The following is a 24,695-nucleotide window of genomic DNA, read 5'->3' as shown; positions in this document are numbered from 1 at the left end:
AATGAACAGCAAGTTCAAATTTGCGGCATTTGCTGCAATCGCAATGGCCGGCTTTGGCAGCCAGGCGATGGCACAGGAATTCACCTTCACCTTCGGCCATGTTCTTATGGAAGACACCCCGAATGGTAAGGCGGCACGCGCATTCGAGAAGGAAGTAGAAGAAAAATCCAACGGCCGCATCGAGATCAATGTGATCCCGGCTGGTGGCCTCGGTGGCGATGTCGACATTATCGAGCAGTTGCAGAACGATCTGGTCCAGATCGCAATTCCACCGACCGCGACCCTGGGCAACTTCGAACCGAAGCTTCAGGTTCTTGACCTTCCCTTCATCCTTCCGAGCGAAGAAATGATGGTCAAGGTTCTGGATGGCGAAGTCGGTCGTTCGATCCTTGATACCCTTGATCAGCACGGCATGCATGGCGTCAACTTCTGGGGCGCTGGTTTCCGTAACATCACCAACAATGTTCGCGAAATCACCTCGGTCGAAGATCTTGCCGGCATCAAAATGCGCACCATGCAGGCACCGGTCATCCTGACCCAGTACAATGAATGGGGTGCAAACCCGACTGCGATGGCCTTTGCCGAAGTTTACGGCGGTCTTCAGGCAGGTGTTGTTGACGGCCAGGAAAACCCGATCGCCAACATCGTTGCGATGAAGTTCTATGAAGTTCAGAAATACATGACCCTGTCGTCACATGCGTATCATGGCTATGCCGCAGTCATGAGCGAAGGCGCATGGAACTCGCTTCCGGATGATCTGCGCGCTGTTGTTGTCACCGCGTTCGACAATGCCCGTGATCTTGCCCGTGAACTGACCAATGCGTACGAGGCAGAAGAACTGTCGAAAATCAGCTCGGACATCGCCGTCCACCGCCTGACCGATGCTGAAAAAGACGCCTTCATCAAGGGCAGTTTCGCTGTCCATCAGGCCTTTGCCGATGTAGTTACACCGGAACTGATCAATTCCATTTATGCAGTGACCGGCGCAGGCCCCAAATAATCTGCACATTTTGAAATGATGAACCGACTTGCAGGACCGCAATCTTGCAAGTCGGTTTTTGACAATGGGACGGCAACATGTTCGAAAAATTTGACAAGGCTCTTGCCCGCCTCGAAGACGGATCAATGATCTTTCTGATGGCTCTCGCAATTTGCCTGACTTTTCTTCAGGTGGTCATGCGCTATGTCTTCAGCGCGCCACTTTACTGGGCCGAAGAAGTCGTGCTCTATTCGATCATCGTAATGAGCTTTGTCGGCATCAGCATCGGCATCCGTCTTGGCAGCCATATCTCGGTTGATCTTCTGGATGCCCTCGTTCCGGCGCGACATATCCCTGTCCTTCGGATCATTGCCATTGCCTTGGGGATTTTGTTTGCACTCGCACTGGTTTATTTCGGCGGCAAACTTTTCCTGAACACGCTTGACCGCGGTCAGTTGTCCCCCGCATTGCGCATCCCCGTTTCAGCCGTTTACGCCATCATTCCGGTTTCCGGTTTCCTGTCGCTGTTTCGTTATGGACTTGCACTTGCGCAGTTGCTGCAAGGCAAACAGATCGAGGCATCCGAAGAGAACCTGCGCGCCATGTAGGTTGCGCCCATAAACAGCTGAATTCCGGTTTCTATCAGGGCAAAAGAATAATGTTATCAGGACTCTTGCTTTCATTTGGCGGCCTTCTTCTGTTTGGTCTGCCAATCTTTGCGGCACTGGCCTTTGCCGTTGTTGTCGCCGTTGGCTTCTGGGGGCCGTTTGATCCGGTAATTGTTCCGATGCGCATGTTCGCAGGCATGAACAATTTCTCGCTGATGGCCATTCCATTCTTCATTCTTGCATCCGAACTGATGCGTATCGGCGGCCTGTCCCAGCGTCTGGTCGATCTTGCAACCGTCCTTGTTGGCTGGATCCCGGGTGGTATTGCCGCGGCAACGGTTCTTTCCTGCCTGTTTTTCGGGGCGATTTCAGGATCAAGCCCGGCAACCGTAATCGCCATTGGCAGCATCATGTTCCCGGCGCTCGTCGCGGCGGGTTATGACCGCTTCTTTGCCATCGGCCTGATCACTGTGGCTGGCACCCTTGGCCCGATTGTACCACCAAGCATCGGCTTGATCATTTATGGTTCGGTCACCGGGGCCTCGGTTGGCAAACTGTTTGCCGGTGGTGTCGGCCCGGCACTTTTGATCGGCGCACTTCTGATTGCCGCTTGCGTAATTTTTGCCATCCGCCGCGGTTATCCGCGTCAGGACTTTCCGACACGCGCAGCCTTCCTTCTGGCTGTCAAACGTTCGTCATGGGGTCTTGGTTTGCCCTTCCTGCTTTTGGGTGGCATTTATTCCGGCGTTTTCACCCCGACTGAGTCTGCGGCTGTTGCCTGCATGTATGGCTGGTTTGTCGGTGCGGTGATCTATAAACAGATCGGTCTTCCCGAACTTAAAAGCATTCTGAAATCATCGGGTGCAATCGCCGCCACCCTTCTTCTGATTACGGCGGGTGCATCAGCCTTTTCATGGCTTCTGACGATTACCGGGGCACCGGGCAATCTGTCATCACAGGTTCTGAGCAGCACAAGCGATCCTTTCACCATCGCGGCACTGTTTAACATTGTCATGCTGGTGACCGGCTTCTTCCTTGATAGTGCGTCGGCCATCATCGTTCTTGCCCCGCTGCTTCAGCCGATTGCTGCCCAGGTCGGTATTGATCCGGTGCATTTCGGCCTGATCACGGTTGTGAACTTCTCGGTGGGCATGCTGACCCCGCCGGTCGGTTTGAACCTGTTTGTTGCGATGGGTGTTTCAAAGATGTCGTTGCGCGATGTCTTGCGTGGCTGTCTGCCGTTTATCGCGATCATGATTGTTGCCCTGATCCTGATCACCTATGTGCCATGGATCACCTTGTGGCTGCCCGATATGATCTACGCGCAATAAGATAAAACGATCTGAACAGTTGGCGGGGCCGGAGAAATCCGGTCCCGCTAATTTCCTTCAAAGAACAGACGACGGTCTTTCTGACAGGTTTCAAGCAGGAACTTCCAGGCTGACATCAAACCGGGAAACCGGTGCAGATCACTTGATGACGAAAGCCAATATTTGCGTTCAAACGCAATCTCGGGACAGACCCGGACCAGATTGAATTCCGAAACCAGATAAATCGGGAAAATCCCCAATCCCAAACCGGCCGCCGTCGCGAAAAGCTGTGACACCATGCTGGTACCGCGAAACGCATATTTCAGGTTTGGTGACAGTTCTTCGTGGTAATTCAGGGTCTGGGAAAAAATGTGATCCCGGACATAACCAACCCACATGTGATCAAGCACATCCTGCGCGCCCTTAAGCGGCCCATGTTCGGCAATATAGCCTTCGCTGGCATAGATGCCCAAGGTATAGGGTGTCAGGATTTTCTTGATGGTGTTTTCGCCTTCGGGTTCTTCCAGCGTCACACAGATATCGGCTTCACGGTTGGTTATCCGGGCCTGTTTGGGCAGCGACACCAGCTCGAAATCGATATTTTGCCCGCGCAGCCACCAGGACAGCTTTTCGGCGAGATATCCGTTGCCGATCCCTTCAACCACACCAACCCGGATTTTCAGACGCGGGGCAGCCGGACTGTTTTGCTTGGCAAAGGCAAGACGCAACTGGCGTTCGCATTCCTGCGCATAACTGGCAAGTTCGCGTCCGTCGCGCGTCAATTTATAGCCGCTTTTATCCTGGGAAAACAGGCGAACACCCATGCTGTTTTCAAGATTGGATATCCGGGCCTTCACCGTCACACGCGACGTATCAAGTACACGTGCTGCCGCCGACAGGGTGCCTTCACGCGACAATACCAATAGATGCTTTAAATCATCCCAGTTCAGATCAAAATGGGGTTCCTGCAACCGTCAAAATTCCCGCAGTATCATTCGACAAATGCACGCCAAACCCCGACAAGGCCAAGCCCGCAAAACCAGCGCGAAGATACCCCATACGCCACGGATTTAAAACCGGCTTGGAACAGCTTATGCCAAGTTTCGATCTATTCGCAGCAGGCCTTGGAAACGCGCAAAACAAACACTGCTCCGCAAATAAAAAAAGCGGCCACGCAACTGTGCAGACCGCTTTTTGAATACTTTGGCCAGATGTTACGACCCACTATCCCGCTGGAAGATCCAGTCGTGATCCGGGTGGTTCTGGAAGCGCCATTTGCGCATCGGGCCTGCCATGACATTCAGATAATACATCTCGTAGCCATACGGGCTGCCGCATGGATGATGGCCTTTGGGCACAAGCACAACATCGCCATCCGAAACCGCCATGGTTTCATCAAGCTCGCCATCTTCGGTAAAGACCCGCTGGAAACCAAAACCCTGTTTCGGGTTCAGGCGATGGTAATAGGTTTCCTCAAGATAAGTCATGTCAGGATAGTTATCCTCGTCATGACGGTGCGGCGGATAGCTTGACCAGTTGCCTTGCGGGGTAAAGACCTCGGTAACCAGAAGACTGTCGGCGATGTCTTTTTCTTCCATGGCAATCGGGTGGATATAGCGGGTATTCGACCCCTTTCCACGTTCCACAAGTTCAATATTCTCGATCACGCACGCCGGGTAATTGCCCTTGCCCGGTGCCGTGCAGACCCCGATGGTACAATCCGTTGTCGCCACGGCTTTCCAAGAACTGTCATTGGGTGCGTAAACGCAGGCTGGCGGTATGCGTTCAAACACACTCATCCGTTTGCCAAGTTCACCGAAATCCTGATCATCGACCGAAATCTGGGCCTTGCCTTCGACCAGAACCAGAATGACTTCGCGGTCACCGGTTATCTCGGCGGCGGCTTCCCCGGCTTTGAGGTGATAAAGCCCAAACCCGACATAATGCCAATTGGCACTTTCCGCCGTGATATCATGGACCTTTCCATTCGTGCCGTTCGGTTTTCTGAGCAGATCAGCCATCAGGCGTCTCCTTTATCCAGTCCGGTTTTGCGTGCCATGTCGCGAAGTGATTTCAGCCCAAGCGACTGATATTCAAACGGGTTGCGCAGCTTGGGGTCCTGTTCGGCTTCGATCACCAGCCAACCGGAATAATTGTGTTCGCCCGCAATTTTCAAAACCGGCTCGAACGCAACACCACCCTCGACATCACCGGGAACGGTAAAGACACCACGACGCACGCCTTCAAGGAAGCTTAGCCCTTCTTCACGGACCTGTTTGCTGATCGCGGGGCGCACGTTTTTGCAGTGGATATGCCCGACACGGTCCATATAGCGCACGGCCAGTTCTTCCGGGTTCGCCCCGCCAAACCATGCATGACCGGTATCAAGCAACAACTTGGTTTTCGGGCCGGTATTGGCCATGAAGGCATGAATTTCATCCGCCGTTTCGACAATCGTGCCCATGTGATGGTGATAAACAAGATCAACACCCTGATCGGCACAATAGGCCGCGATTTTTTCGACATCGGCACCAAATTTCGCCCACTGGTCAGTGGCCAGAACCGGGCTGTCATTCAATGACGCATCATCATTGCCGTGAATGGCGTTTGATGTTTCGCAGACAATACACACCTTGCATCCCATGGCCTTAAGCAAATCAAGATGCGGCTGGATGGCTTTTTTCTCGTCCTCGACCGAATGGGCAAGAAGATTAAGCGAATGCCAACCCGAAACGAATTTAAGGCCATGCGGATCAAGGGCGGCTTTCAATGCCACCGGCTCGGTCGGCATCTTGTGGCCTTTTTCGATGCCGTCAAAACCGATCTTGCCTGCTTCGGACAGACAGGTTTCAAGGCTGATTTCTGCACCAAGGGTCTGGTCATCATCATTGGACCAGGCAATCGGATTGGTACCGTATAGGATCATGTTCTTAATCTCCGGGGCGCTGGTTCTTCAGCGCGGCTTCGTAATTTTTGCGGGCTTCATTCACAGACGGGCGAACCGATACTTCAGGCACGGCAACATCCCACCAATGCCCACCGGCCTCGGTACTTGGCAATGGATCGGTATCGATCACGATGGCGTATGAACGATCTGCCTTGCGCGCACGCACCATGGCTTCTTCAAGTTCGGAAATTGACGATACTTTTTCGGCAATCGCCCCCATCGCCCCGGCATGCGCGGTGAAATCAATCGCCGACGGCACAGCATGTCGTGCGGTATCAAGCAGGTTGTTAAAGCTTTCGCCGCCGGTTGCCATTTGCAAACGGTTGATACAGCCAAAGCCGCGGTTATCAAGGATCACAGTGATGATCTTGTGGCCCAGCATCACGCTGGTCGCCAGTTCGGAATTCATCATCATATAGGACCCGTCACCGACCATGACGACGACATCACGATCCGGGCACGCCATCTTGACACCAAGGCCACCGGCAATCTCATAGCCCATGCAGGAAAAGCCGTATTCCACGTGATAGCCGTTCGGCCGCGATGCTTTCCAAAGTTTATGCAACTCGCCGGGAAGACCACCGGCCGCACACACAACAATCGCGTTTTCATCGGTGCTGCGCTGAACCGCACCGATAACCTGTGCATCGGTCGGCAATGCATTGCCGGTTGGCGCGGCGGTCACATCGTCAACCGCATCGATCCAGCTCTGCTTAAGGGCCGGGTCAATTGCATTTGCACGATGGTCCCCCAATGCACCCGTCAATTCCGCCAAAGTGATCTTGGCATCGCCAACCACTGAAATCGCATCATGCTTGCGCGCGTCATAGGCCGCGACATTAAGTGAAAGAATGCGACGGTTCGGGCCTTTGAACAGTGCCCAGCTTCCGGTCGTGAAGTCCTGAAGACGTGTGCCAACCGCAATGATCAGATCGGCATTTTCGGCAATGGCATTGGCACTGCTTGCCCCGGTTACACCGATTGATCCCAAATTAAGGTCATCATCCCACGGCAGGGCTGATTTCCCGGCCTGGGTTTCTGCTACCGGAATATTATGACGATGGGCAAATTCACGCAGATCACCGCACGCATCTGCATAATGGACGCCACCACCTGCAATGATCAGCGGATTTTTTGCCGATTTGATTGCCGCAATGGCATCTTTAATCTGATCGAGATCGGCGCGCGGGCGTGACTGTTTCCAGGTTTTCGGCGCAAAGAAACTTTCGGGCCAGTCATAGGCCTCGGCTTGCACATCCTGACAAAAAGCCAACGTCACCGGGCCACATTCCGCCGGATCAGTCAGAACCGCCATTGCGCGGGGCAATGCTGTCAGAAGCTGTTCCGGGCGGGTGATGCGATCAAAATACCGGCTGACTGGCTTGAAGCAGTCATTGGCCGAAATCGTCCCGTCCCCGAAATCCTCAACCTGTTGCAGAACCGGGTCCGGTGCACGATTGGCAAAGACATCACCCGGGATCAAAAGCACTGGCAACCGGTTGACATGGGCAAGGGCCGCAGCCGTAACCATATTGGTTGCCCCCGGCCCGATTGATGTCGTAACCGCCATCGCGCGTTTGCGATTGGCCGCCTTGGCATAGGCAATCGCGGCATGGGCCATGCCCTGCTCATTATGCCCGCGCCATGTCGGGAAAGCATCGCCCGCACCATGCAGGGCCTCGCCAATTCCGGCAACATTTCCATGACCGAAAATCGCCCAGCAACCGCCGAAAAAACCTTCGCCGTCATGATTAAGCTGTACGCTCAGATACCGCACCATGGCTTGGGCGGCGGTTAAACGAACGGTTTTCATGCCGCTCCTCCCGATTTTTTGCGTGCCGCGTCCCAGGTATCACACAGGGCACGATATTTTTGGGCCATTGATGCAACGGCCTGATCATCGCTGATCGTACCTTTAAACCAGTCGCGTGCAACATCGACAAAGATAGTGCGCCCGACAGCAAAGCCTTTGACCATGTTAAAACTTGCCGCCACTTCGAAACTTTCGACAAGTTCCGCCTCGGGTGCTTCAAGACCCAGCACCACGATACCCCGGCAATATGGATCGTTTTTGGCTATCGCGTCACAGGCATTGCGCCATGCGGCGTTAGTTTTCATCGGTTCAAGCTTCCACCAGTCGGGATAGACACCGATTTCATAGAAACGCTTGATTACTCTGGCCGTTGTTTCATCGTCACAATCGCGGACTTTGGACGGAATAACTTCAAGCAGGAATTCCAAACCGTTCCCGCGTGCTGCCGATGCAAGGCGGCTGATGGTTGCTTCCTGATCGGACTTGGTCGCGTCATCATCATCAGGATGATAGAAGCACAGAACCTTGACCACATGTTCGACCGGCCATTCAGCCAGTGCCGTACCAAGATCGGGGCCGATTTCTAGTTCAAGCGGACGTGATCCCGGAAGTTCAACCGGCCGTCCGATCCAAAGCCCCGTACCTGCCGCCGCATAAAGCGCATCACGCCCCAGTCGGCGGTCGCATAAAATGCCATATCCTTCCTTGCCAGCCGACACATCGCGCACAGCATTCAGGCACAGTTCCTTGAACGGTCCAATGCGGTCCCACGAAACATTAAGCTCGTCGGCAAGGTCTTCAAGCTGCATCCGGTGATCAAAGGCAAAGACCCGCATTTCCGGCCAGTTACCCGTCCGGTTGGTCGACCAGTGAATTTGTTCAAGTTCGGCATCGTTGCGCAGTTCCGGCGTTTTGATTCCGCGATCAAAGAAGAATTGCAGTTCTTCCCAGCTCGGATAGGCCGGCGTGCAGCCATGACGTGACACTGCAAAGGCACCGCAGGCATTGGCATATTTAAGTGACGTTTCCCAGTCCTCGTCACTGAGCCAGCCTTTCAAAAGACCGGACATGAAGCCGTCACCGGCCCCAAGAACGTTAAACACATCAACCGCAAAGCCCGGACCGGAAATGCCATCATCAAGTTTCGCACCGATGCGATCGGTGAAGGCAACTGCCCCCATCGGTCCACGCTTGCAAACAAGTGTTGCATCAGAAATCGCCCGGACATTTTCCAATGCCTTAAGGGTATTGGTTGTACCCCCGGCAATATGGAATTCTTCCTCGGTGCCGACGATCAGATCAAACAGATGCAAGGTCCCCTGCAATTCCTTGGTAACGGTGTCCGAGGCAATGAAACGGTTTTCACCATCCCCATGCCCCGAAAGCCCCCAAAGATTTGGACGGTAATCAATATCCAGTGCTGTTTTGGCGCCGCTATCACGGGCAAGCTTCACCGCCTTAAGAACCGCTGCACGGGTTTTGGGATGCGAAAGATGCGTTCCCGTCACCGTGACACAGCGCGTACTTGCGATAAAATCAGGGTCGATATCCTCCTCGCACAGCGCCATATCCGCGCAATTCTCGCGATAGAAAATCAGCGGGAACTGTTCCTGATCACGCACACCAAGCAACACAAGTGCGGTCAGACGTTCCGGATCGGTGACCACGCCCTGAACATCCACCCCCTCGGCGACAAGCTTTTCGCGGATGAACCGCCCCATATGCTCGTCCCCGACCCGGGTAATCAGGGCTGATTTAAGCCCCAGTCGCGCTGTCCCGCAGGCCATGTTGGTCGGCGAACCGCCGATATATTTGTTGAACGACGCCATGTCTTCCAGGCGCCCGCCAATCTGCGCGCCATAGAGGTCAACCGACGACCGTCCAATCGTTATGACATCAAGCCGCTTCATCAAATCGTCCCTCCGAGAGACCCTTCAAGTTCGGCCAGTTCCTGACCGCCTGCCATAAGGTCTTGCAGTTCTTCCGGTTTGATTTCACCGCGTTTTGCCGTGCCATGGGTCTGCCCGCGATTCAGAACCGTGAACCGATCCCCCACCGCCATCGCGTGGCGCACGTTGTGGGTAATAAAGATGACGCCAATTCCGGCCTTGCGAACCCGGTCAATGGTCGCCAGAACATTTGATGTCTGGCGCACACCAAGGGCCGATGTAGGTTCATCAAGGATCAGGACCTTGGCCCCGAAATAAACGGCACGGGCAATCGCCACGGTTTGACGCTCACCGCCCGAAAGTGTGCCCACCGCCTGTTCAGGTTCGCGCAGGTTAATCCCCATCGATGACATTTCATCCATGGTCACCTGATTGGCGTGTTTGAAATCAATCCATTTGAACGGACCGAAACTTTTGCGCGGTTCACGTCCCATCCAGAAATTACGGGTAACCGACATCAGCGGGATCATCGCAAGGTCCTGATAGACCGTTGCAATCCCGGCTTCCATCGCGTCACGCGGACTGTCAAAAACAACGTCCTGGCCACTTACGCGCATCACACCCTTGGTCGGCTTGTGCACGCCGGACATGGTTTTGATGAAGGTCGATTTACCCGCACCATTATCCCCCAGAAGACAGTGGCATTCCCCTTCCATCACATTGAAGGAAACGCCGCCAAGCGCGATGACTGGACCGAAATGCTTTTCGATATTGTCCATTTCAATCAAAGGCGTACTCATCATCGTTCTCCCGTGATCATGCGACGAATATAAGTGTTCATGATGACGGCAAAGATCAGAATGCCGCCAAGGAACACGCGGAAGAGCGAGCTTTCAGCACCGGCAAAGAACAGGCCTTGCTGAACCACGCCAAAGATCAGCGCCCCAAGGGCCGCCCCGATCACAGAACCATATCCACCGGTCAGAAGTGCACCACCAATGACCACGCAAATGATGGCTTCGAATTCTTTAAGCAATCCACGGTCCGCTGCGGCTGATCCGAACTCCATCACCTGACAGGTGGCAAAGACGGTCGCGCAAAACGCGGTGAACATGAACATCAAAATTTTAACGCGATTGACCGGCACACCGACATAACGGGCGGCCTGCGCATCACCACCGGATGCAAAAATCCAGTTTCCAAACCGCGTTTTGGTCAAAAGCCAGTGACCGAAAATAATCAGCGCAATCGCCCACAGAACCAGCATCGGAACGCCTTCGACAACCGGCTGCCCCATACGCGAACCACGGGTGAAAGTATCAATGATGCCAATATCACCAAACCACTGGAACAGATCTTTCAGGATCACGCCACCAAACAACCAGGCCAGCGGATCACCCTCCGCGGCTTCTTTCACACCACCAATAATGGTCTGGCGCGTTGTCAGAATGGAAAGCCAGATGGTCAGGCCGCGCAGAATATAAAGGAACGCAAGGGTAACGATAAAGCTTGGCAGGCCGGTCTTGATCACAAGGAAACCGTTCAACGCGCCAAGGGCAACACACACCACAAAGGCAGCGATAATCGAAACCCAAACCGGCAAGCCCCAGTGCACCGACAGAATGGCAATGACCACTCCGGCAAAACCGATCATGGAACCGACCGAAAGATCAAACTCGCCCGCAATCATCAACAGGCAGGCACCCACGGCAATGATCGCGAACTGGGCGGAAACAACACCCCAGTTCTGAACGCCTTCCGGGGAAAACATGCCGCTGTCGCCGGCAATCATAAAGAAGAAAACAAAGACCAGGATCGTACCGCAGATCGCACCGAGTTCGGGCCTGATCATGGCACGGCGAATGGCTGAGACTTGCTTAAGCCGCTCGTCCGACATGGCATCACTCTTTTATCTGATAGTTTGGGGTGCCAAGGGCGGCAAATTGCGCGCCCTTGGCAGGGAGGAAGATTAACGGTATTCGCCAGCGTACTTTTCGACCTGGGCGATATTTTCTTTGGTGATAAAGCCAGGACCGGAATTGATATGACCGGACGGCAGAACGCTGTAACGGGCATAGTTGGTCAGGATGACAACCGGCAGATAACCCTGCAGGTACGGCTGCTGATCAATGGCGAAGTTGATTTCGCCCGCCTTGATGGCTTCGGCAATTTCCGACGACAGATCAAACGTGCCAAACATGATTTCACCGGCAAGACCGGCATCACGAAGGGCAGCAAGGGTCGGATGGGCCGAGTTCGGACCAAGCGTCAGGACGGCATCAACATCCTTGTGGGCGTTCAGATACGCACTGACCTTGTTTTTAACTTCCGACGGATCCTGTCCGCTATCGATCATCTGGCTGCCAAGTTCGACACCAAGAGCATCGGCAAAGCCACGGCAACGTTCAACCGATGCCGGGTTGGTGATGTAGTGGTTCACACAGACAAAGCTTTTTGCACCCGCTGCGGCGGCGCGTTTACCGGCACCGAAACCGGCATCATATTCCGGCTGACCGACATGCATCAGCGCACCGAGTTCTTCGGACTGTTCCTGCGTGCCAGAGTTAATGGTGATAACCGGAATGCCTTTGTCCACAGCATCGGTGATCGGACCTTTAAGAACGTTAAAGTCCGCGATGGTAACGATGATGCCATCCGGATTGGTTGCAGCGGCCTGCTCAACGATACGGGCCATATCGGCCAGATCACCGGTCGGCGGGTTACGATATTCGACTTCTGCACCCATCTGGCTGCCTGCGACCTTGATCGCATTCTTGATCACGTTCCACCAGCTATCGGAATCCGGTGCATGGCTGATCAGAACGAATTTTTCATTTTCCGCAGATGCGACACCTGTCATGCCGGTCAATGCAAATGCTGCTGCCGCAATGGCAGTAAGCGCCTTTTTCATCAGTTGCCTCCCTAGTCGGCTGATAATGTTGGGGTTGTCCCATTCGAATTATGTGATTTCCGGGCAATCGGTCGTCTTCATGCGGCCTTCTTGCAAGATGAGGCACGGGAAAGCCCGCCTCCTTGAAATCTCTGAATAGAATTTTTGTTCTATTTTATAACAAAATCAACATTTTTTTTCCATTGCACTGCGAGATAGCCACTCATTCAATGCCTTGCATCCGCCAGAAGCCCCCAGAAACAAGCACCAAACAACCCAAAGAATAAACGCAGCCACCCCGAACGATACATCACCATAAGCTGTAAAAAGAACCGTCTGATCAATTATGTGTACGACTCGGTCAGCCCCGCCCCCAGCTTCCAAAACAAAACCGGCGCAGCCTGTGGGCCGCGCCGGTTCAAATTCATCACACAAGGACCGCTATCCGATCAGGACAGGATTTCCTTTGCCACATCAACGGTGCGCCCTTCACGTGCGGAAAGGGCCGCCGCCTCGGCAACCACCAGGGCATCAATCCCCTCTTTCAGCGGCACCGGAAGCTTTGCAGTGCCCTGGACACTCTGAACAAAGCTGTTCCATTCGATCTGATAGGCCTTGGCATAACGTTCAAGGAAGAAATGCTCGGGCTTGGCCTTGGTTGCACCGGCATTTGTGATCTTCTCGACGGTGTTTTCCAAAACGTTATGGGCGACAAGCAATCCTTCCGCACCAAGGAACTCAATCCGCTGATCATACCCATAGGCCGCGCGACGGCTGTTCTTGATCACGGCCATTCGTCCACCTGAAAACTCAAGCGTTGTGATCGCCGTATCAAAATCACCGGCTTCACCAATCGCGGGGTCAACGATGCTTGATCCGATTGCCGTGACCTTTTCGGGAACAGCACCATACATCCAGCACGCCATATCGAAATCATGGATTGCCATATCGCGGAAAATGCCGCCCGAAACCTTGACATAGCTGACCGGCGGCGGGGCCGGGTCAAAGGACGTGATCGACAGCAATTCACCCTTGCCGATTTCACCCTGATCAAAGGCCGCCTTCAGGCTGGCGAAGTTCGGATCAAAACGGCGGTTAAAACCAACCATCACCGGCTTGCCGTGGGGCTCACACCGGGCAAGGCAATCCACCGCACGCTTAAGGTCAAGATCAACCGGCTTTTCGCACAAAACCGCTTTGCCTGCGGCGGTTGCCGCCTCCATCAGATCAGCATGCGTATCGGTCGAGGTTGCGATCAAAACCGCATCAATGGCGGGATCAGCAATAATTTCTTCGGTTGTGCGGGCGCTTGCACCATGCGCATCGGCAAGTTTTTGCGCGGCTTCCGGGAATTTGTCCGATACAGCCACCAGCTCGCTTTGCGGGTGGGCAACAATGTTTACCGCATGGACCTGGCCAATACGCCCTGCACCCAGCAGACCAATTCTAAGCATTCCGAATTTCCTTCCCTTTGGCATTGCTGCCATCTTTGCGATAATCGCCCTGCACCATCATCCTGCGAACCAGCTAAATACCGGCAAACCATTTGATATTCTGGTGATTTCGGACTGATTCTGCGGATGTCTTATGCATCCATTTGTGGTGACCTGTGCCATCAACCGACCGCACGAATGGAATATTTATTCCATTAATGTTATTTTTCAATAATTATTTTCCATTATCCATTTTGTCGCGTTTCGCGCCCACCGAAACCGCCAGCGCAATCGCCAGGGATATGGTCGCCGACAACGCCCTGAAGGCCCCGACATCGACCTCGGAAACTGACAGCATCAAGGCATCGGTCTTGCGCATCGGACCGCTTGGTGCGTCACTGATTGCAACCACCTTGTTGCCCTGCGCGTGGGCATAGGCCGCCAGATCAATCGTCTCCTGCGAATATGGCGCAAAGGTAATCGCGATGACGACATCGTCCTTGCGGATCGCATGGCGCGGATTAAGGTTGCCGACCCCGTCGTGAAGAACGGCGGCGATATCCATTTTCTCAAACGCATAGGAAAGATAGCTTGCCACCGGAAAAGCGCGCCGGAACCCGACGACATGGATCATCGGGGCGGCGGCCAGAACATTCACCGCCGTTTCAAGCGTTTCCAGATCAACGGTTGTCGCCAGATTTTCAAGCGACAAACGCCCGGCTTCGACAAACTCGGCCAACAGGGCGCTTGGGCTGTCATCGCCAGTCGCACGCAGGTTCTCAAGCCGGGTCGCATAATCGGGCCATTTCTGTGCATAGGTTTCCCGAAACATCTTTTGCATGTCCGAGAACCCCGAAAACCCCATCAACTGACAGAAACGCATAAAGGCCGATGGTTGCACCCCGGCCCCGGTCGACAATTCGGCCACCGTCGATACGGCAATCCGGTCAGTATTTTGGGCGACGAACTCCGCACATTGGCGCAGCCGTTTGGGCATGGTTTCCGATATCTCGGCCAATCGGTGATTGAATTCCTCTAGTGAAACGGGCGCGCTCTGATCACTCATGGCGATTATTTTCCTGTTTTTGATTCTGCTTGACGCAACGTGCGTTCCATGATCATCCATTAAATAGAACAAAAATTCTATTTTGACTAGGTGAGGAGTTCCTTCAAATGAAATCTCTGGGAATCGGCCTGATTGGTACAGGCTTTATGGGCAAAGCGCACGCATTGGCGTTTGGCGCAGCCAAGGCAGTTATGGGCGATGTTCCAGAGGTGCATCTTGCAGTTCTGTGCGATACGCCGGCCGACAAGGCCAAACAGATGGCCGACCAGTTTGGCTTTACGCGTGCGACTGATGATTGGAATTCCCTGATCTCTGATCCCGATGTTGATATCATCTCCATCACCACGCCGAACATCCTGCATTTTGATATGGCGATTGCCGCAATCAATGCTGGCAAGCATGTTTACTGCGAAAAGCCTCTTGCCCTGACCCTTGATCAGGCGCGCGACATGCGCGATGCAGCACGTGCCGCCGGTGTCAAAACCATGGTCGGCTATAACTACATCAAAAACCCCGCCTTCACCCATGCCTGCCGCTTGGTGCAGGCAGGTGAAATTGGCGATATCGTACATTTCCGCGGCTGGGTCGATGAAGATTACCAGGCCGACCCGGAACTTGCCTGGACATGGCGCGCAAAACTGTCTGATGCCGGGCTTGGTGCGCTTGGCGATATGGGATGCCACCTTGCTTCGATGGCCTATGGCATTGCCGGCCCCATCGAAAGCCTGATTGCCGACATGCAAACCGTCCACATCACGCGCCCGCTTGCCGATGGCAGCGGTCACGCCAAAGTCGAGAACGAGGATACGGCATCGGCACTGGTCCGCTTTGCAAATGGCGTTCATGGCAGCCTGTCGACATCCCGATCCGCCTGGGGCCGCAAGAACCGGTTGGCGTGGGAAGTTCACGGCACCAAGGGCATGATCTGCTTTGATCAGGAACGCATGAACGAATTGCAGATTTATCGCAATACCGGGAACGCTGCCCAGCAAGGTTTCACCACCATCCTGACCGGCCCGGGCCATCCGCCATATGGCGAGTTCTGCCCGGCACCTGGGCATCAACTTGGCTTTAACGATCTTAAAATTATCGAAGCCACCGCATTGCTGCGCGCCATTCGCGATAACACTGCGCCATGCCCGAACTTTGACGACGCCTACGAGTTCGAAAAAACCATCCACGCCATCGCGCAATCGGCCCGGACAGGTACGAGAGTTTCACTTTCGGACTTATAACAAACCGTGACGACGAACTTCATCAAGAGACAGCGATTGCGAAATGCAATCACTGTCTCTGATCACTAAAGAATTCCGCCTCAGCACTCACCATCAAAGGACGGAGCACGAACGGCTGTATGGAGCATTTCGATAAGATGGAAAATTCCGAATACCGGGAGTCCGGTCGCCTTTTGCACAGCACGGGCATAGGGTTGCAGGTTCGTGCATTCAAACAGGATTGCGCCTATTTCCGGGTTGGCCTGTCTTAGTTTCTGGCACTGCGCAACAACTTCCTGTTCGATCAGGTCAATATCAAAGCCTGCAACGCCCTTTGTCTCTATGCCAAGGATTGAGGCCCGAAAAGTCGGGCAATCCTGAAGGCCGCATAACTCGACCCTGCTGCGTTCCGCACTTTGGGCAAGCATCAAATGTTGTTCAGACAAAACACCGGCATTGGCAGTTACCACACCCACCTTGCGCTTGCCGATCATGTTTAAAATCATCGGCAATAAAAGCAGACTTGATGTCACAACCGGCACTGTGACAGCCGCCGCCAATTCTTCCTGAACCACGGAAAGAAAACCGCAACTGGTTGTAATCGCAGAAACACCTTCACGTTCAAGTTCCTGCGCGGCTTCGACAAAATGGGGCAGCAGTACTCGTGCCTTGTCGGCCTCAGTAACAATGGTGCCCTGGGTTGCCTGGGTCACGATTTTATAGCGAACCGGAAAATCAAACGTTCTTGCATTGGCGATGTCACCATGCACGCGCGGAAATGTCGTATTAAGGACCAGAACACCAATGCTTTCGCCATAGATGGCACGTCCTTTGGTCAGATATCCGTCAGTCAATTCTGTCCCCCAACGACCGCAAGCGTACTGGCATTCCGTACTGTCGCACCGATGCTGTCCTTTTCAAATTTACTGGCCAGCATCACACTGGATTCAACCCGCTCCACAGTGGGTAAAAGCGCAATTTCGTCAAGCAGCGCGTCCAGATCTTCCAAATGGCTGAACTCCGCCCAACAGACAAGATCACAGGTTCCGCTTGTCGAAAAGCAACTGCGGATTTCTGGAAAGCTTTCCAGAACACCAAGCAGATGCGACGACCGTTTCTGTGTTGTATTCAAATAGATCAGTGCACGGGTATTTTCCGTGTCATCGGTTTTGCGCACAATTGCCGAATAGCCAAGAATAATGCCTTTCCGCTCCAGACGGGAAATCCGTTCATGGATCGTCGAACGGGCAAGACCGGCGCGTTTCGCAAGTTCGGTTGCCGGCATCCGGGCATTCGTTTCCAAAAGTGCGACCAGTTGCCGATCAACATTATCCAAAGACCTGTACATTTTCAGCTCAGCCTCTCACATGCGTTTGGTGTGATTGTTTTTTTAATTATGAGAAATCTTTGCACATCGCGTCCGGACTGAAAAATGTGTAAAAATGCTTTCATCATGACTAAAAGTCATGATGCCGTATCAAAGCCGGAGTTCCCATGCGCAGATTTCTTCCGACTTTATCGACCCTTCAGGCCTTCGAAGCCGCAGCCAGACAGCTTAGTTTCACCAAGGCAGCCGAGGATCTTGGCATCACACAAAGTGCGATTAGCCGCCAGATCAAGAACCTGGAAGAATTTTTGGGAATACAGCTGTTTGAACGATATGGTTCGCGCGTTGTCCTGACAGATGCCGGCAAGGCCTATGCCGAAACCATTCATGCCGCGATCGACAAGCTTGAAATCGCCTCAATTGATATCGTGCGCGGGCGGCGCGCGGAAGAAGCTCTTAAAATTGGAACCTTGCCAACTTTCGGATCACGCTGGTTGACCCGGTATCTTGATGCGTTCAGCCGTAATTTTCCCGACGAGCATCTGGAATTTACCCGCACCTATAATGATGTTGATTTCAACAGCACCAGCATGGACATCGCCATCCTGCGCGGGGATGGCAGTTGGCCCGCGGCCAAGTCCTATCCGCTTTTTGCTGAAAAGATTGTCGTGGTTGCAGCCCCCGATCTTATTCCGACTGGCACCAAGCTTGATAAAACCGGTTTTGCCAATTTCAGATTGCTGCAAAATGCCAGCAGGTCAAGCTTGTGGCTGAAATGGTTAAGGGCGGCTGACATCAATTATCGTGGCACGCTTCAGGGACCACGATTTGATAATACCGGAATGCTTATCAATGCCGCAATTGCCGGATATGGACTGGCGGCAATCCCGGTTTGCCTGATCGAGGACGAGCTTGCAGAAGGCAAGCTTCATACGCCCTTTGGGGCACCAGTTCCGTCGGGCGAGAATTTTTTTGTCGTATATCCTGAACGCAAGGCCCATTCGATTGCCGTCAAACGGTTTCGGGACTGGCTTTTGCAATTGACCAAACATTTGCGATAGCCCCCGATAAATACCGGGGGCTATCGGATCTCAATTCTGCAGAATTTCCGGAAGCCAGGTCGCAATTTCCGGAAATGCCACAAGCACCAGCACAAAGGCACACATCACAAGGAATAACGGCACGGATGCCCGGGCAATAAAGCCGATCCCTTTGCCTGTCATTGCTTGTAGCATGAACAGGTTAAAGCCGATTGGCGGCGTAATCTGTGCCATTTCAACAACGATCATCAGATAGACACCAAACCACAACATGTCGAAGCCCGCGGCACGAACCATTGGCTCGATCACGGCCATCGTCAGGACAATCGACGACAATCCATCCAGGAAACAGCCAAGAAAGATGTAAAACACTGTCAAAAGAATGATCAGCGTAAAGGGTGACAGCTCAAGGGCAGAAATATGCTGCGCCAAAGCAGCCGGTATCCCGGTAAAGCCCATGGTCAGAGACAGGAAACCGGCTCCCATCAGGATCAACATGATCATGCAGCTTGTCTGAACTGCCTGCATGACGCTTTCAGAGAAGCTTTCCCAGGTCAGACTTTTCTGCACAAACGACAAGATCAGCGATCCCAGAACACCAAGTGCGGCGGCCTCGGTTGCTGTTGCAAAGCCCGAATAAATCGATCCGATCACGCCACCGATCAGGCAAAGAACCGGTAAAAGGTCCGCCAGATTTTTGAAAAGATTGCCTTCGGTCTTTTCATGTTCGATCAAGGCGACCCTTTTTGCATTGAGCTTTGACCACACAATCACATAAAGGCTGAAACATGCCGCAAGCAAAATGCCCGGTATCATCGCGGCCATAAACAGACGCGAAATGCTTTCATTTACTGTGACACCGTAAACGATCATCGAAATCGATGGCGGGATCAACAGACCAAGCGTCCCGGCCCCTGACAGGGTTCCGATGATCATCTTTTCGGGATATTTGCGTTTGCGCAGTTCCGGAACAGCCATCTTGCCAACGGTGGCCACAGTCGCGGCCGACGATCCTGAAATCGCGGCAAACACCGCCGACGCCCCGATATTGACATGCAGCAACCCGCCGGGGAGCCGACCAAGAAATGGTGCAAGTCCTCTGAATAATGTTTCGCTTAGTGACGTGCGAAACAGGATTTCTCCCATCCAGACAAAAAGCGGAAGCGCCGTCAGGGTCCAGGACGATTGCCCGGCCCAGATATTGATCGCCATCGAATCGCCAACCGGGGTCGATGTGAAAATCGACATGCCGATAACAGCGGTCCCGAGAAGGGCTGCACCAACCCAGACCCCCATGCCCAGCATAAGGAACAGGGATGCCAGAAAAACAATTATTGCAATGGTTTCAGTCATATCTCTTGCGGGCTTTCGTCAGATGAGGTCTCCGACAGCTCTGACTGCGTATGACCTTCGATCAGGGACTGAAAAAGGCTATGCACAGCGGCCAGTGCAAACAGGCACGAACCGGCAGCGACGAAAGTCTGGGGAATCCAGAGCAACATGCCATCTGCCCCTTGGCTACGGTCCTGAAACTCGTGACTAAGCAAGGTCATCTGCGTCATGTACCAGGCAACAAAGCAGGTAATGACAGCCAGAATGATCAAACACAGAACTTCCACCACATGACGTCCGGCACCTGTCAGCTTGTTGGCAATCAGCGAGATGCGGATATGGCGCTTGGCCCGCAGGGTATAGGCAAGGGCTGTGAATGTTCCGGTTGCCATTACATAACCGGCAATGTCCGTCGCCCCACCGGCATAAAGACCAAAGGATCGGGCAAAAGTGCTGTAAAGAACCAGACAGCACAACGCTACCAACAATGCACCGGCAGCAACAGCACCCGCCTTGTAGACACGATCAAGCGCCTGCGAAATCATGGTAAACATGTCGATCTCCAAAGAGAAAGCCTGCCGCCCCGCCAAGGGACGGCAGATCGTTATTGGCGCTTATTGTGCGCTGTAGGCGTCAAGAACGGCCTGTCCTTTCGCCCCTGCACGTTCCAGCCACTCAGCACGAAGCTTCGCCCCGACCTTTTCAAAGGCAGCGCGCAGCTCAGGGCTCATTTCAGCAACCTGCATACCATTCTTTTTGAACTCGTCGATATACCACGCATCAAGCTCTTCGGCTTTTGCCCAGCACTTGCCTTCAGCCGTCGCAGCGGCCTTGTCAAAAACGGCCTTGGTGGCGTCATCCAGACCGCCCCAAGCCTTGGCATTGACAACAACCATGTTTCGCGGCAGCCAAGCCTTGACGTCATAGTAGTATTTCACATGTTCCCAAAGCTTCTGGTCATAGCCGGTCGAACCCGATGAAATCATCGATTCAGCAACACCGGTGGCAAAGGCCTGCGGCAATTCAGCAGCTTCGATTTTGGTCGGAACCATGCCAAGTTCCTCGGCAAAGGCAGAAGTCGTCGCATTATAGGCGCGGAACTTAAGCCCCTTGATATCATCAGGTGTCTTGGCTTCGACAGAGGAATAGAAACCCTGGGGCGGCCACGGGCAGGAATACAGGAAGTGCAGACCGGCACCTTCAAGGGTTTTCTCAAGTTCCGGTTTTGATGCCTGATAAAGCTTCATGGATGCATCAAAACCGGTCGCCAGGAATGGAACGGAATCAACACCATAAATCGGGTCTTCGTTCGCCAACGCGGAAATAAGGCGTTCGCCAATCGGAATGATACCACGTCGAACCGACGTATAAATCTGATCACCCGGGAACAGGGAGCCCCCCGGATGCGCCACCAGTTCAATATCGGTACCTGCACTGACTTCTGCGGCAAACTCAGCAGCAATCTGCGAATGATAGTTCGACGAGGAATAGGCAAGCGCCATATCCCACGTTTCTGCATTGGCTCCGGAAACTGCGAGGGGGAAAGACAGCATGCCCCCGGCAACAACAAGATTTTTCAACTTCATAAAAGCCTCCGATGATCGATGTTGGATTTTGTTTATTATTATGCGAGGTAACGCTCCGCACAGAAGGGCTTTGCGTCGATTGGCGGTGATTGACCGGTCATCAGATCGGCAAGAACACGGGCCGTCCCCGGACCGGTGCAGAAACCGATATGCTGATGACCAAAAGCAAGCCAAAGACCTTTTCTTTTAGGCACGGCGCCAATAATCGGCCTGCTGTCAGGAAGCGTCGGACGACGCCCCATCCACGGGGTGTTTTCAACCGGGCCGGTCAGTGGAAAGGCTTCTTTGGCAGACGAAACAGCTTGCTCGAATTGATTGATTTTTTCCGGGGCGTCGCAGGCATCAAGCTCAACACCGGTTGTCAGTCGATAGCCCTGCTCCATCGGGGCAAGAACATATCCACCACTTGCATCACAAATCGGCCGGTTCAAATGTCCGCCAGTTGCAGATCTGAAATGCATGTGATAACCGCGCTCGTACCCCATTGGCACATTGATCGAGACCGTTTTTAACAGGCCAGGAGACCATGGACCAAGGGCCACAACCAAATCGTCACAGACAACATTGTCGCCGTCCTGGGTCGTGACGTTCCAGCCACTGCCAGATTGCGAAAGCGACTGCGCGCTTTTCTGAACAAACTTTCCGCCTTTGGCGACAAACAATTTTGCATAGGCAGCAACCAGTGCACCGGGGTTATCAATACTTTTGGCATCCTTGATCCAGGTCGCGGCGCTGAAGATACGGTTCAGTGACGGCTCCAGATCCGATATCTGATCGGCATCAAGAATTTCGGTATCAAGGTCGAAACGATCAAAGATATCCCGGGTCAACTGTGATGCTTCAAATCCGGCAGGGTTCCGATACAGGAACATCCAGCCCTTTTCACTCAGTCGTTTTTCTTCACCTGCCGCGGCGACAAGGCGCATGTGTTCCTGCATGGAAAGTGAAATCAACTGATCCAGGGCAGCAGCGGTCTCAAGAACCTTGCTATGCCGGGCATTCATCAGAAACCGGAAAGTCCAGTTCAGATTACGCATCAGGAACGGCAGGTAATAGCGCAACGCTGTCGTCCGATTTGAGACAAACTTTGGCAGGTTTTTCCACAATGTCGGGTTATTGATCGGTACCAGTGACGAACGGGTCCAGACCCCGGCATTACCATAGGACGTTTCTTCGCCCGGAAACTTGCGGTCCATCAGCGTGACTTCAAAGCCCCGATCAAGAAGCTCCAAGGCAACTGAAACCCCGACAATACCTGCTCCCAGGACAACGACCTGACGCACCATCTAGCCCCTCCACTTTTGCTTATTCTCAATCACCGGACTGTCAGAACAAAGGGACACATTGTCCGGTTTCAGACCCGATTTCCGACGAAACGTCGGAAATGAACGCCCCGCATACCCGAACCGGGCCATGACGGGCTTGCGGATACCCCTGACCCGCAAGATCATCCGGGGTATCCGCCGTGGCACAAACGATTACAGGTAAGGAACCCGCTTCGTTTGCAGCTCGAGTGGGTCTTCGCCTTTTTTGGTCAGCCACGAGTAAACCGGCGGCACACGATCCGCGAGCGATTCAACATGGATGTCTATGAAACAAGGCCCATTTTTGTGGGCAAAGGCCTTTTCCAGCGCATCTTCAAGTTCAGCCGGGGTCTTCGCCGTCCAAGCAGTCATATCGAATGCCTCGGCAATCGCCTGCCCACGAGGCGGCAGGAAATCAACGCTAAAGCACTGATTATGCCCCTTAAGGCGGTGCAAGCCCTTGATCCAGCCAAAGATACCGTTATTGAACAACAACAGGATGGCGGGCACTTGCAAGCGGACAAGGGTTTCAAGCTCGCCCACTGTCATGCCAAATGAACCATCCCCGAACATGCCGATCGGACGACGTTCCTTATCCGCACACCATGCGCCGACGGTCGCAGGCAATGCCGAACCAAGTCCGCCAAAGGCGCGCGGAATGGCAAAACGGGTGCGTGGATCATTGATTTTAAGGAAACGGGTCATATAAGGCGTCGGTGTTCCCGCATCCGAGTAAATCAGGGCAGGCTCGCCGGAATTTTCCAGTGCCTTGTTGAATTCACGGACCACCCGTTCCGGACGCAAAGGTGTGTTTTCGGCACTCAAATAAGGTTCAGCACCCTCCCAGAATTGACGGCGCAATTCGTTAAGGTGATCAATCCATGACTTGTGGTTGTTGCTATCCATGTCGTCCGGGATCATTTCCACCAGTTGTTCAACAACAAGCTGAGCATCCCCGATCACCGAAAGCACGTTTTCATAGTTGTTGGCCATGATTTCCGGGTTGATATCAATCTGGGCCAGACGTTTGTTCAGCGTCACTTTCGGGAAGGTCCAGCCGATGGTCACAACCGAACCGATACGTGACCCGATGAACAGGGCAAAATCAGCTTCCTCAAGGGCACGGTTTGCATGGGGGTGATAGCCGTTATCCCCGATCACACCGACGGCAAGTTCATGATCATCAGGGATCGTGCCCTGTCCTGTCATGGTCGTGCAGACCGGAATATTAAGCTTCTCGGCCAGCGCAAGAACAGCATTCCCCGCACAGGCCCGGTTAACCCCGCCACCCGAAACGATCAGCGGCTTTTCAGCCTTTTTCAAAAGGGCAAGCAACTCTTCAAGCTTGCCCGGTGCAGGCAAGGTCGCAAAGGACGGGAAGGTTTTGCATTCTTCCTCGACATGCAGTGACACCTTCGCCGGATCGACTTCGTGTTGCAGGATATCTTCCGGGATTTGAAGATGCACAGCACCGGGCTTGCCCGACGTCGCAACCCGGAAAGCTCGCCGAATGATTTCCGGCAGTTTTTCCACGGATTTGACCTGAACCGACATTTTGGTGACCGGTTCGAAAAGTTTGGCGCAATCAAGCTCGGTCAGAACCCCCTTGCCCTCACCGGGAAGCGGGATGTCGATGGTCAACAGGATCACCGGAACGGAGGATGCGTTTGATTCTGCAACCGGGGGCAAAGAATACATTGCACCCGCCCCGGACGGACATTCAAAAACGCCGGGCTTGTTCGTAAAGCGCCCATAAGCATCGGCCATGAAACCGGCAGAACGTTCATCCCGGGCCATCACATGACGAATTTTCCCTTCACGCTCCTGAAGCGCTTCGTAAAACGGCACGTTTGTATCACCGGGAACACCAAAGACGGTCTCCACGCCATAAGCGATCAACATGTCAGCAAGGATATCGGAACCGCGCATGTGTCTTCCCCTTTATTGCAAAAGGGCA

At 53.6% G+C, this 24,695-nt stretch carries 22 protein-coding genes; 5 read left to right on the top strand and 17 right to left on the bottom strand.

Features of this window, described 5'->3' with window-relative positions; genetic code table 11:
• The first annotated feature begins 1 nt into the window (after position 1).
• The 3 genes from TH19_RS05105 to TH19_RS05095 all read left to right on the top strand — a co-directional run bounded on the left by TH19_RS05105 (position 2) and on the right by TH19_RS05095 (position 2,918).
• Positions 2-1,000, top strand: coding sequence for a TRAP transporter substrate-binding protein (locus tag TH19_RS05105; RefSeq protein WP_114101274.1), 999 nt, complete (start codon positions 2-4; stop codon positions 998-1,000).
• 77 nt (positions 1,001-1,077) lie between these two features.
• A complete protein-coding gene (locus TH19_RS05100; protein WP_114101273.1) occupies positions 1,078-1,587 on the top strand; it encodes a TRAP transporter small permease in 510 nt (169 codons plus the stop codon).
• Positions 1,588-1,637: 50 nt separating this feature from the next.
• Complete coding sequence (locus tag TH19_RS05095; RefSeq protein WP_114101272.1) at positions 1,638-2,918, top strand: TRAP transporter large permease; 1,281 nt, start codon at positions 1,638-1,640, stop codon at positions 2,916-2,918.
• Positions 2,919-2,965: 47 nt separating this feature from the next.
• On the opposite strand, the gene TH19_RS05090 is transcribed toward TH19_RS05095, so the two are convergent.
• From TH19_RS05090 to TH19_RS05045, 10 genes are all read right to left on the bottom strand, one after another.
• Positions 2,966-3,868 carry a LysR family transcriptional regulator gene (locus TH19_RS05090; protein WP_114101271.1) on the bottom strand — a complete coding sequence of 301 codons (903 nt, stop codon included), beginning with the start codon at positions 3,866-3,868 and terminating at the stop codon, positions 2,966-2,968.
• A 243-nt stretch (positions 3,869-4,111) separates the two neighbouring features.
• A complete protein-coding gene (gene iolB / locus TH19_RS05085; protein ID WP_114101270.1) occupies positions 4,112-4,918 on the bottom strand; it encodes a 5-deoxy-glucuronate isomerase in 807 nt (268 codons plus the stop codon).
• Positions 4,918-5,823, bottom strand: coding sequence for a myo-inosose-2 dehydratase (gene iolE / locus TH19_RS05080; protein ID WP_114101269.1), 906 nt, complete (start codon positions 5,821-5,823; stop codon positions 4,918-4,920). The genes iolB and iolE overlap by 1 nt, the downstream gene beginning before the upstream one ends.
• A 4-nt stretch (positions 5,824-5,827) precedes the next feature.
• Entirely contained in the window at positions 5,828-7,657 is a 1,830-nt protein-coding gene (gene iolD / locus TH19_RS05075) for a 3D-(3,5/4)-trihydroxycyclohexane-1,2-dione acylhydrolase (decyclizing) (RefSeq protein ID WP_114101268.1), read from the bottom strand.
• On the bottom strand, positions 7,654-9,567 hold the full coding sequence (locus TH19_RS05070) for a bifunctional 5-dehydro-2-deoxygluconokinase/5-dehydro-2-deoxyphosphogluconate aldolase (protein WP_114101267.1): 1,914 nt from the start codon (positions 9,565-9,567) through the stop codon (positions 7,654-7,656). Before TH19_RS05070 ends, iolD begins: the two co-directional genes overlap by 4 nt.
• Positions 9,567-10,346 carry an ATP-binding cassette domain-containing protein gene (locus tag TH19_RS05065; protein ID WP_114101266.1) on the bottom strand — a complete coding sequence of 260 codons (780 nt, stop codon included), beginning with the start codon at positions 10,344-10,346 and terminating at the stop codon, positions 9,567-9,569. The genes TH19_RS05070 and TH19_RS05065 overlap by 1 nt, the downstream gene beginning before the upstream one ends.
• Positions 10,346-11,443, bottom strand: a complete 1,098-nt coding sequence (locus tag TH19_RS05060; RefSeq protein WP_114101265.1) for an ABC transporter permease — start codon at positions 11,441-11,443, stop codon at positions 10,346-10,348. Before TH19_RS05060 ends, TH19_RS05065 begins: the two co-directional genes overlap by 1 nt.
• A 72-nt stretch (positions 11,444-11,515) precedes the next feature.
• The gene (locus TH19_RS05055) at positions 11,516-12,457 is read right to left on the bottom strand and encodes a sugar ABC transporter substrate-binding protein (protein ID WP_114101264.1); all 942 of its coding nucleotides are present in this window, start codon (positions 12,455-12,457) and stop codon (positions 11,516-11,518) included.
• Between the two features lie 428 nt (positions 12,458-12,885).
• The gene (gene iolG / locus TH19_RS05050; protein WP_114101263.1) at positions 12,886-13,890 is read right to left on the bottom strand and encodes an inositol 2-dehydrogenase; all 1,005 of its coding nucleotides are present in this window, start codon (positions 13,888-13,890) and stop codon (positions 12,886-12,888) included.
• 214 nt (positions 13,891-14,104) lie between these two features.
• Positions 14,105-14,935 carry a MurR/RpiR family transcriptional regulator gene (locus TH19_RS05045; RefSeq protein ID WP_114101262.1) on the bottom strand — a complete coding sequence of 277 codons (831 nt, stop codon included), beginning with the start codon at positions 14,933-14,935 and terminating at the stop codon, positions 14,105-14,107.
• 107 nt (positions 14,936-15,042) lie between these two features.
• On the opposite strand from TH19_RS05045, the gene TH19_RS05040 reads away from it, so the two are divergent.
• Positions 15,043-16,170: a Gfo/Idh/MocA family protein gene (locus TH19_RS05040; RefSeq protein ID WP_114101261.1), complete on the top strand. Its 1,128-nt coding sequence runs from the start codon at positions 15,043-15,045 to the stop codon at positions 16,168-16,170.
• A gap of 80 nt (positions 16,171-16,250) precedes the next feature.
• Here TH19_RS05040 and TH19_RS05035 read toward each other — a convergent pair whose 3' ends face one another.
• Both TH19_RS05035 and TH19_RS05030 read right to left on the bottom strand, forming a co-directional pair.
• The gene (locus TH19_RS05035; RefSeq protein ID WP_114101260.1) at positions 16,251-17,003 is read right to left on the bottom strand and encodes an aspartate/glutamate racemase family protein; all 753 of its coding nucleotides are present in this window, start codon (positions 17,001-17,003) and stop codon (positions 16,251-16,253) included.
• Positions 17,000-17,497, bottom strand: coding sequence for an Lrp/AsnC family transcriptional regulator (locus TH19_RS05030; protein WP_114101259.1), 498 nt, complete (start codon positions 17,495-17,497; stop codon positions 17,000-17,002). Before TH19_RS05030 ends, TH19_RS05035 begins: the two co-directional genes overlap by 4 nt.
• Positions 17,498-17,643: 146 nt before the next feature.
• Here TH19_RS05030 and TH19_RS05025 point away from each other — a divergent pair, with 146 nt between their 5' ends.
• Positions 17,644-18,537: a LysR substrate-binding domain-containing protein gene (locus TH19_RS05025; RefSeq protein WP_114101258.1), complete on the top strand. Its 894-nt coding sequence runs from the start codon at positions 17,644-17,646 to the stop codon at positions 18,535-18,537.
• 30 nt (positions 18,538-18,567) lie between these two features.
• Here TH19_RS05025 and TH19_RS05020 read toward each other — a convergent pair whose 3' ends face one another.
• The 5 genes from TH19_RS05020 to TH19_RS05000 form a co-directional block, all read right to left on the bottom strand.
• Positions 18,568-19,869 (bottom strand): TRAP transporter large permease, encoded by a 1,302-nt coding sequence (locus TH19_RS05020; RefSeq protein ID WP_114101257.1) that lies wholly within the window; start codon positions 19,867-19,869, stop codon positions 18,568-18,570.
• A complete protein-coding gene (locus TH19_RS05015) occupies positions 19,866-20,402 on the bottom strand; it encodes a TRAP transporter small permease subunit (RefSeq protein ID WP_147250717.1) in 537 nt (178 codons plus the stop codon). The genes TH19_RS05020 and TH19_RS05015 overlap by 4 nt, the downstream gene beginning before the upstream one ends.
• A gap of 60 nt (positions 20,403-20,462) precedes the next feature.
• The gene (locus TH19_RS05010) at positions 20,463-21,434 is read right to left on the bottom strand and encodes a TRAP transporter substrate-binding protein (RefSeq protein ID WP_181846320.1); all 972 of its coding nucleotides are present in this window, start codon (positions 21,432-21,434) and stop codon (positions 20,463-20,465) included.
• Between the two features lie 38 nt (positions 21,435-21,472).
• The gene (locus TH19_RS05005; RefSeq protein WP_114101255.1) at positions 21,473-22,720 is read right to left on the bottom strand and encodes an NAD(P)/FAD-dependent oxidoreductase; all 1,248 of its coding nucleotides are present in this window, start codon (positions 22,718-22,720) and stop codon (positions 21,473-21,475) included.
• 192 nt (positions 22,721-22,912) lie between these two features.
• Positions 22,913-24,667, bottom strand: coding sequence for a thiamine pyrophosphate-binding protein (locus TH19_RS05000; protein ID WP_114101254.1), 1,755 nt, complete (start codon positions 24,665-24,667; stop codon positions 22,913-22,915).
• Positions 24,668-24,695 lie beyond the last annotated feature (28 nt).

It is taken from the genome of Thalassospira profundimaris (genome assembly GCF_003326675.1).
GTDB classification, from domain to species: Bacteria; Pseudomonadota; Alphaproteobacteria; order Rhodospirillales; family Thalassospiraceae; genus Thalassospira; species Thalassospira aquimaris.
This window is presented reverse-complemented; position numbering and strand designations above follow the sequence as displayed.

Bases quoted from the DNA above. Each gene is read 5' to 3' on its own strand.
- TH19_RS05010 (WP_181846320.1), bottom strand. From the start codon at position 21,434: ATGAAGTTGAAAAATCTTGTTGTTGCCGGGGGCATGCTGTCTTTCCCC.
- iolE (WP_114101269.1), bottom strand. From the start codon at position 5,823: ATGATCCTATACGGTACCAATCCGATTGCCTGGTCCAATGATGATGAC.
- TH19_RS05095 (WP_114101272.1), top strand. From the start codon at position 1,638: ATGTTATCAGGACTCTTGCTTTCATTTGGCGGCCTTCTTCTGTTTGGT.
- iolG (WP_114101263.1), bottom strand. From the start codon at position 13,890: ATGCTTAGAATTGGTCTGCTGGGTGCAGGGCGTATTGGCCAGGTCCAT.
- TH19_RS05105 (WP_114101274.1), top strand. From the start codon at position 2: ATGAACAGCAAGTTCAAATTTGCGGCATTTGCTGCAATCGCAATGGCC.
- TH19_RS05015 (WP_147250717.1), bottom strand. From the start codon at position 20,402: ATGTTTACCATGATTTCGCAGGCGCTTGATCGTGTCTACAAGGCGGGT.
- TH19_RS05040 (WP_114101261.1), top strand. From the start codon at position 15,043: ATGAAATCTCTGGGAATCGGCCTGATTGGTACAGGCTTTATGGGCAAA.
- iolB (WP_114101270.1), bottom strand. From the start codon at position 4,918: ATGGCTGATCTGCTCAGAAAACCGAACGGCACGAATGGAAAGGTCCAT.
- TH19_RS05070 (WP_114101267.1), bottom strand. From the start codon at position 9,567: ATGAAGCGGCTTGATGTCATAACGATTGGACGGTCGTCGGTTGACCTC.
- TH19_RS05025 (WP_114101258.1), top strand. From the start codon at position 17,644: ATGCGCAGATTTCTTCCGACTTTATCGACCCTTCAGGCCTTCGAAGCC.
- TH19_RS05000 (WP_114101254.1), bottom strand. From the start codon at position 24,667: ATGCGCGGTTCCGATATCCTTGCTGACATGTTGATCGCTTATGGCGTG.
- TH19_RS05065 (WP_114101266.1), bottom strand. From the start codon at position 10,346: ATGAGTACGCCTTTGATTGAAATGGACAATATCGAAAAGCATTTCGGT.
- TH19_RS05020 (WP_114101257.1), bottom strand. From the start codon at position 19,869: ATGACTGAAACCATTGCAATAATTGTTTTTCTGGCATCCCTGTTCCTT.
- TH19_RS05055 (WP_114101264.1), bottom strand. From the start codon at position 12,457: ATGAAAAAGGCGCTTACTGCCATTGCGGCAGCAGCATTTGCATTGACC.
- iolD (WP_114101268.1), bottom strand. From the start codon at position 7,657: ATGAAAACCGTTCGTTTAACCGCCGCCCAAGCCATGGTGCGGTATCTG.
- TH19_RS05060 (WP_114101265.1), bottom strand. From the start codon at position 11,443: ATGTCGGACGAGCGGCTTAAGCAAGTCTCAGCCATTCGCCGTGCCATG.
- TH19_RS05100 (WP_114101273.1), top strand. From the start codon at position 1,078: ATGTTCGAAAAATTTGACAAGGCTCTTGCCCGCCTCGAAGACGGATCA.
- TH19_RS05030 (WP_114101259.1), bottom strand. From the start codon at position 17,497: ATGTACAGGTCTTTGGATAATGTTGATCGGCAACTGGTCGCACTTTTG.
- TH19_RS05005 (WP_114101255.1), bottom strand. From the start codon at position 22,720: ATGGTGCGTCAGGTCGTTGTCCTGGGAGCAGGTATTGTCGGGGTTTCA.
- TH19_RS05045 (WP_114101262.1), bottom strand. From the start codon at position 14,935: ATGAGTGATCAGAGCGCGCCCGTTTCACTAGAGGAATTCAATCACCGA.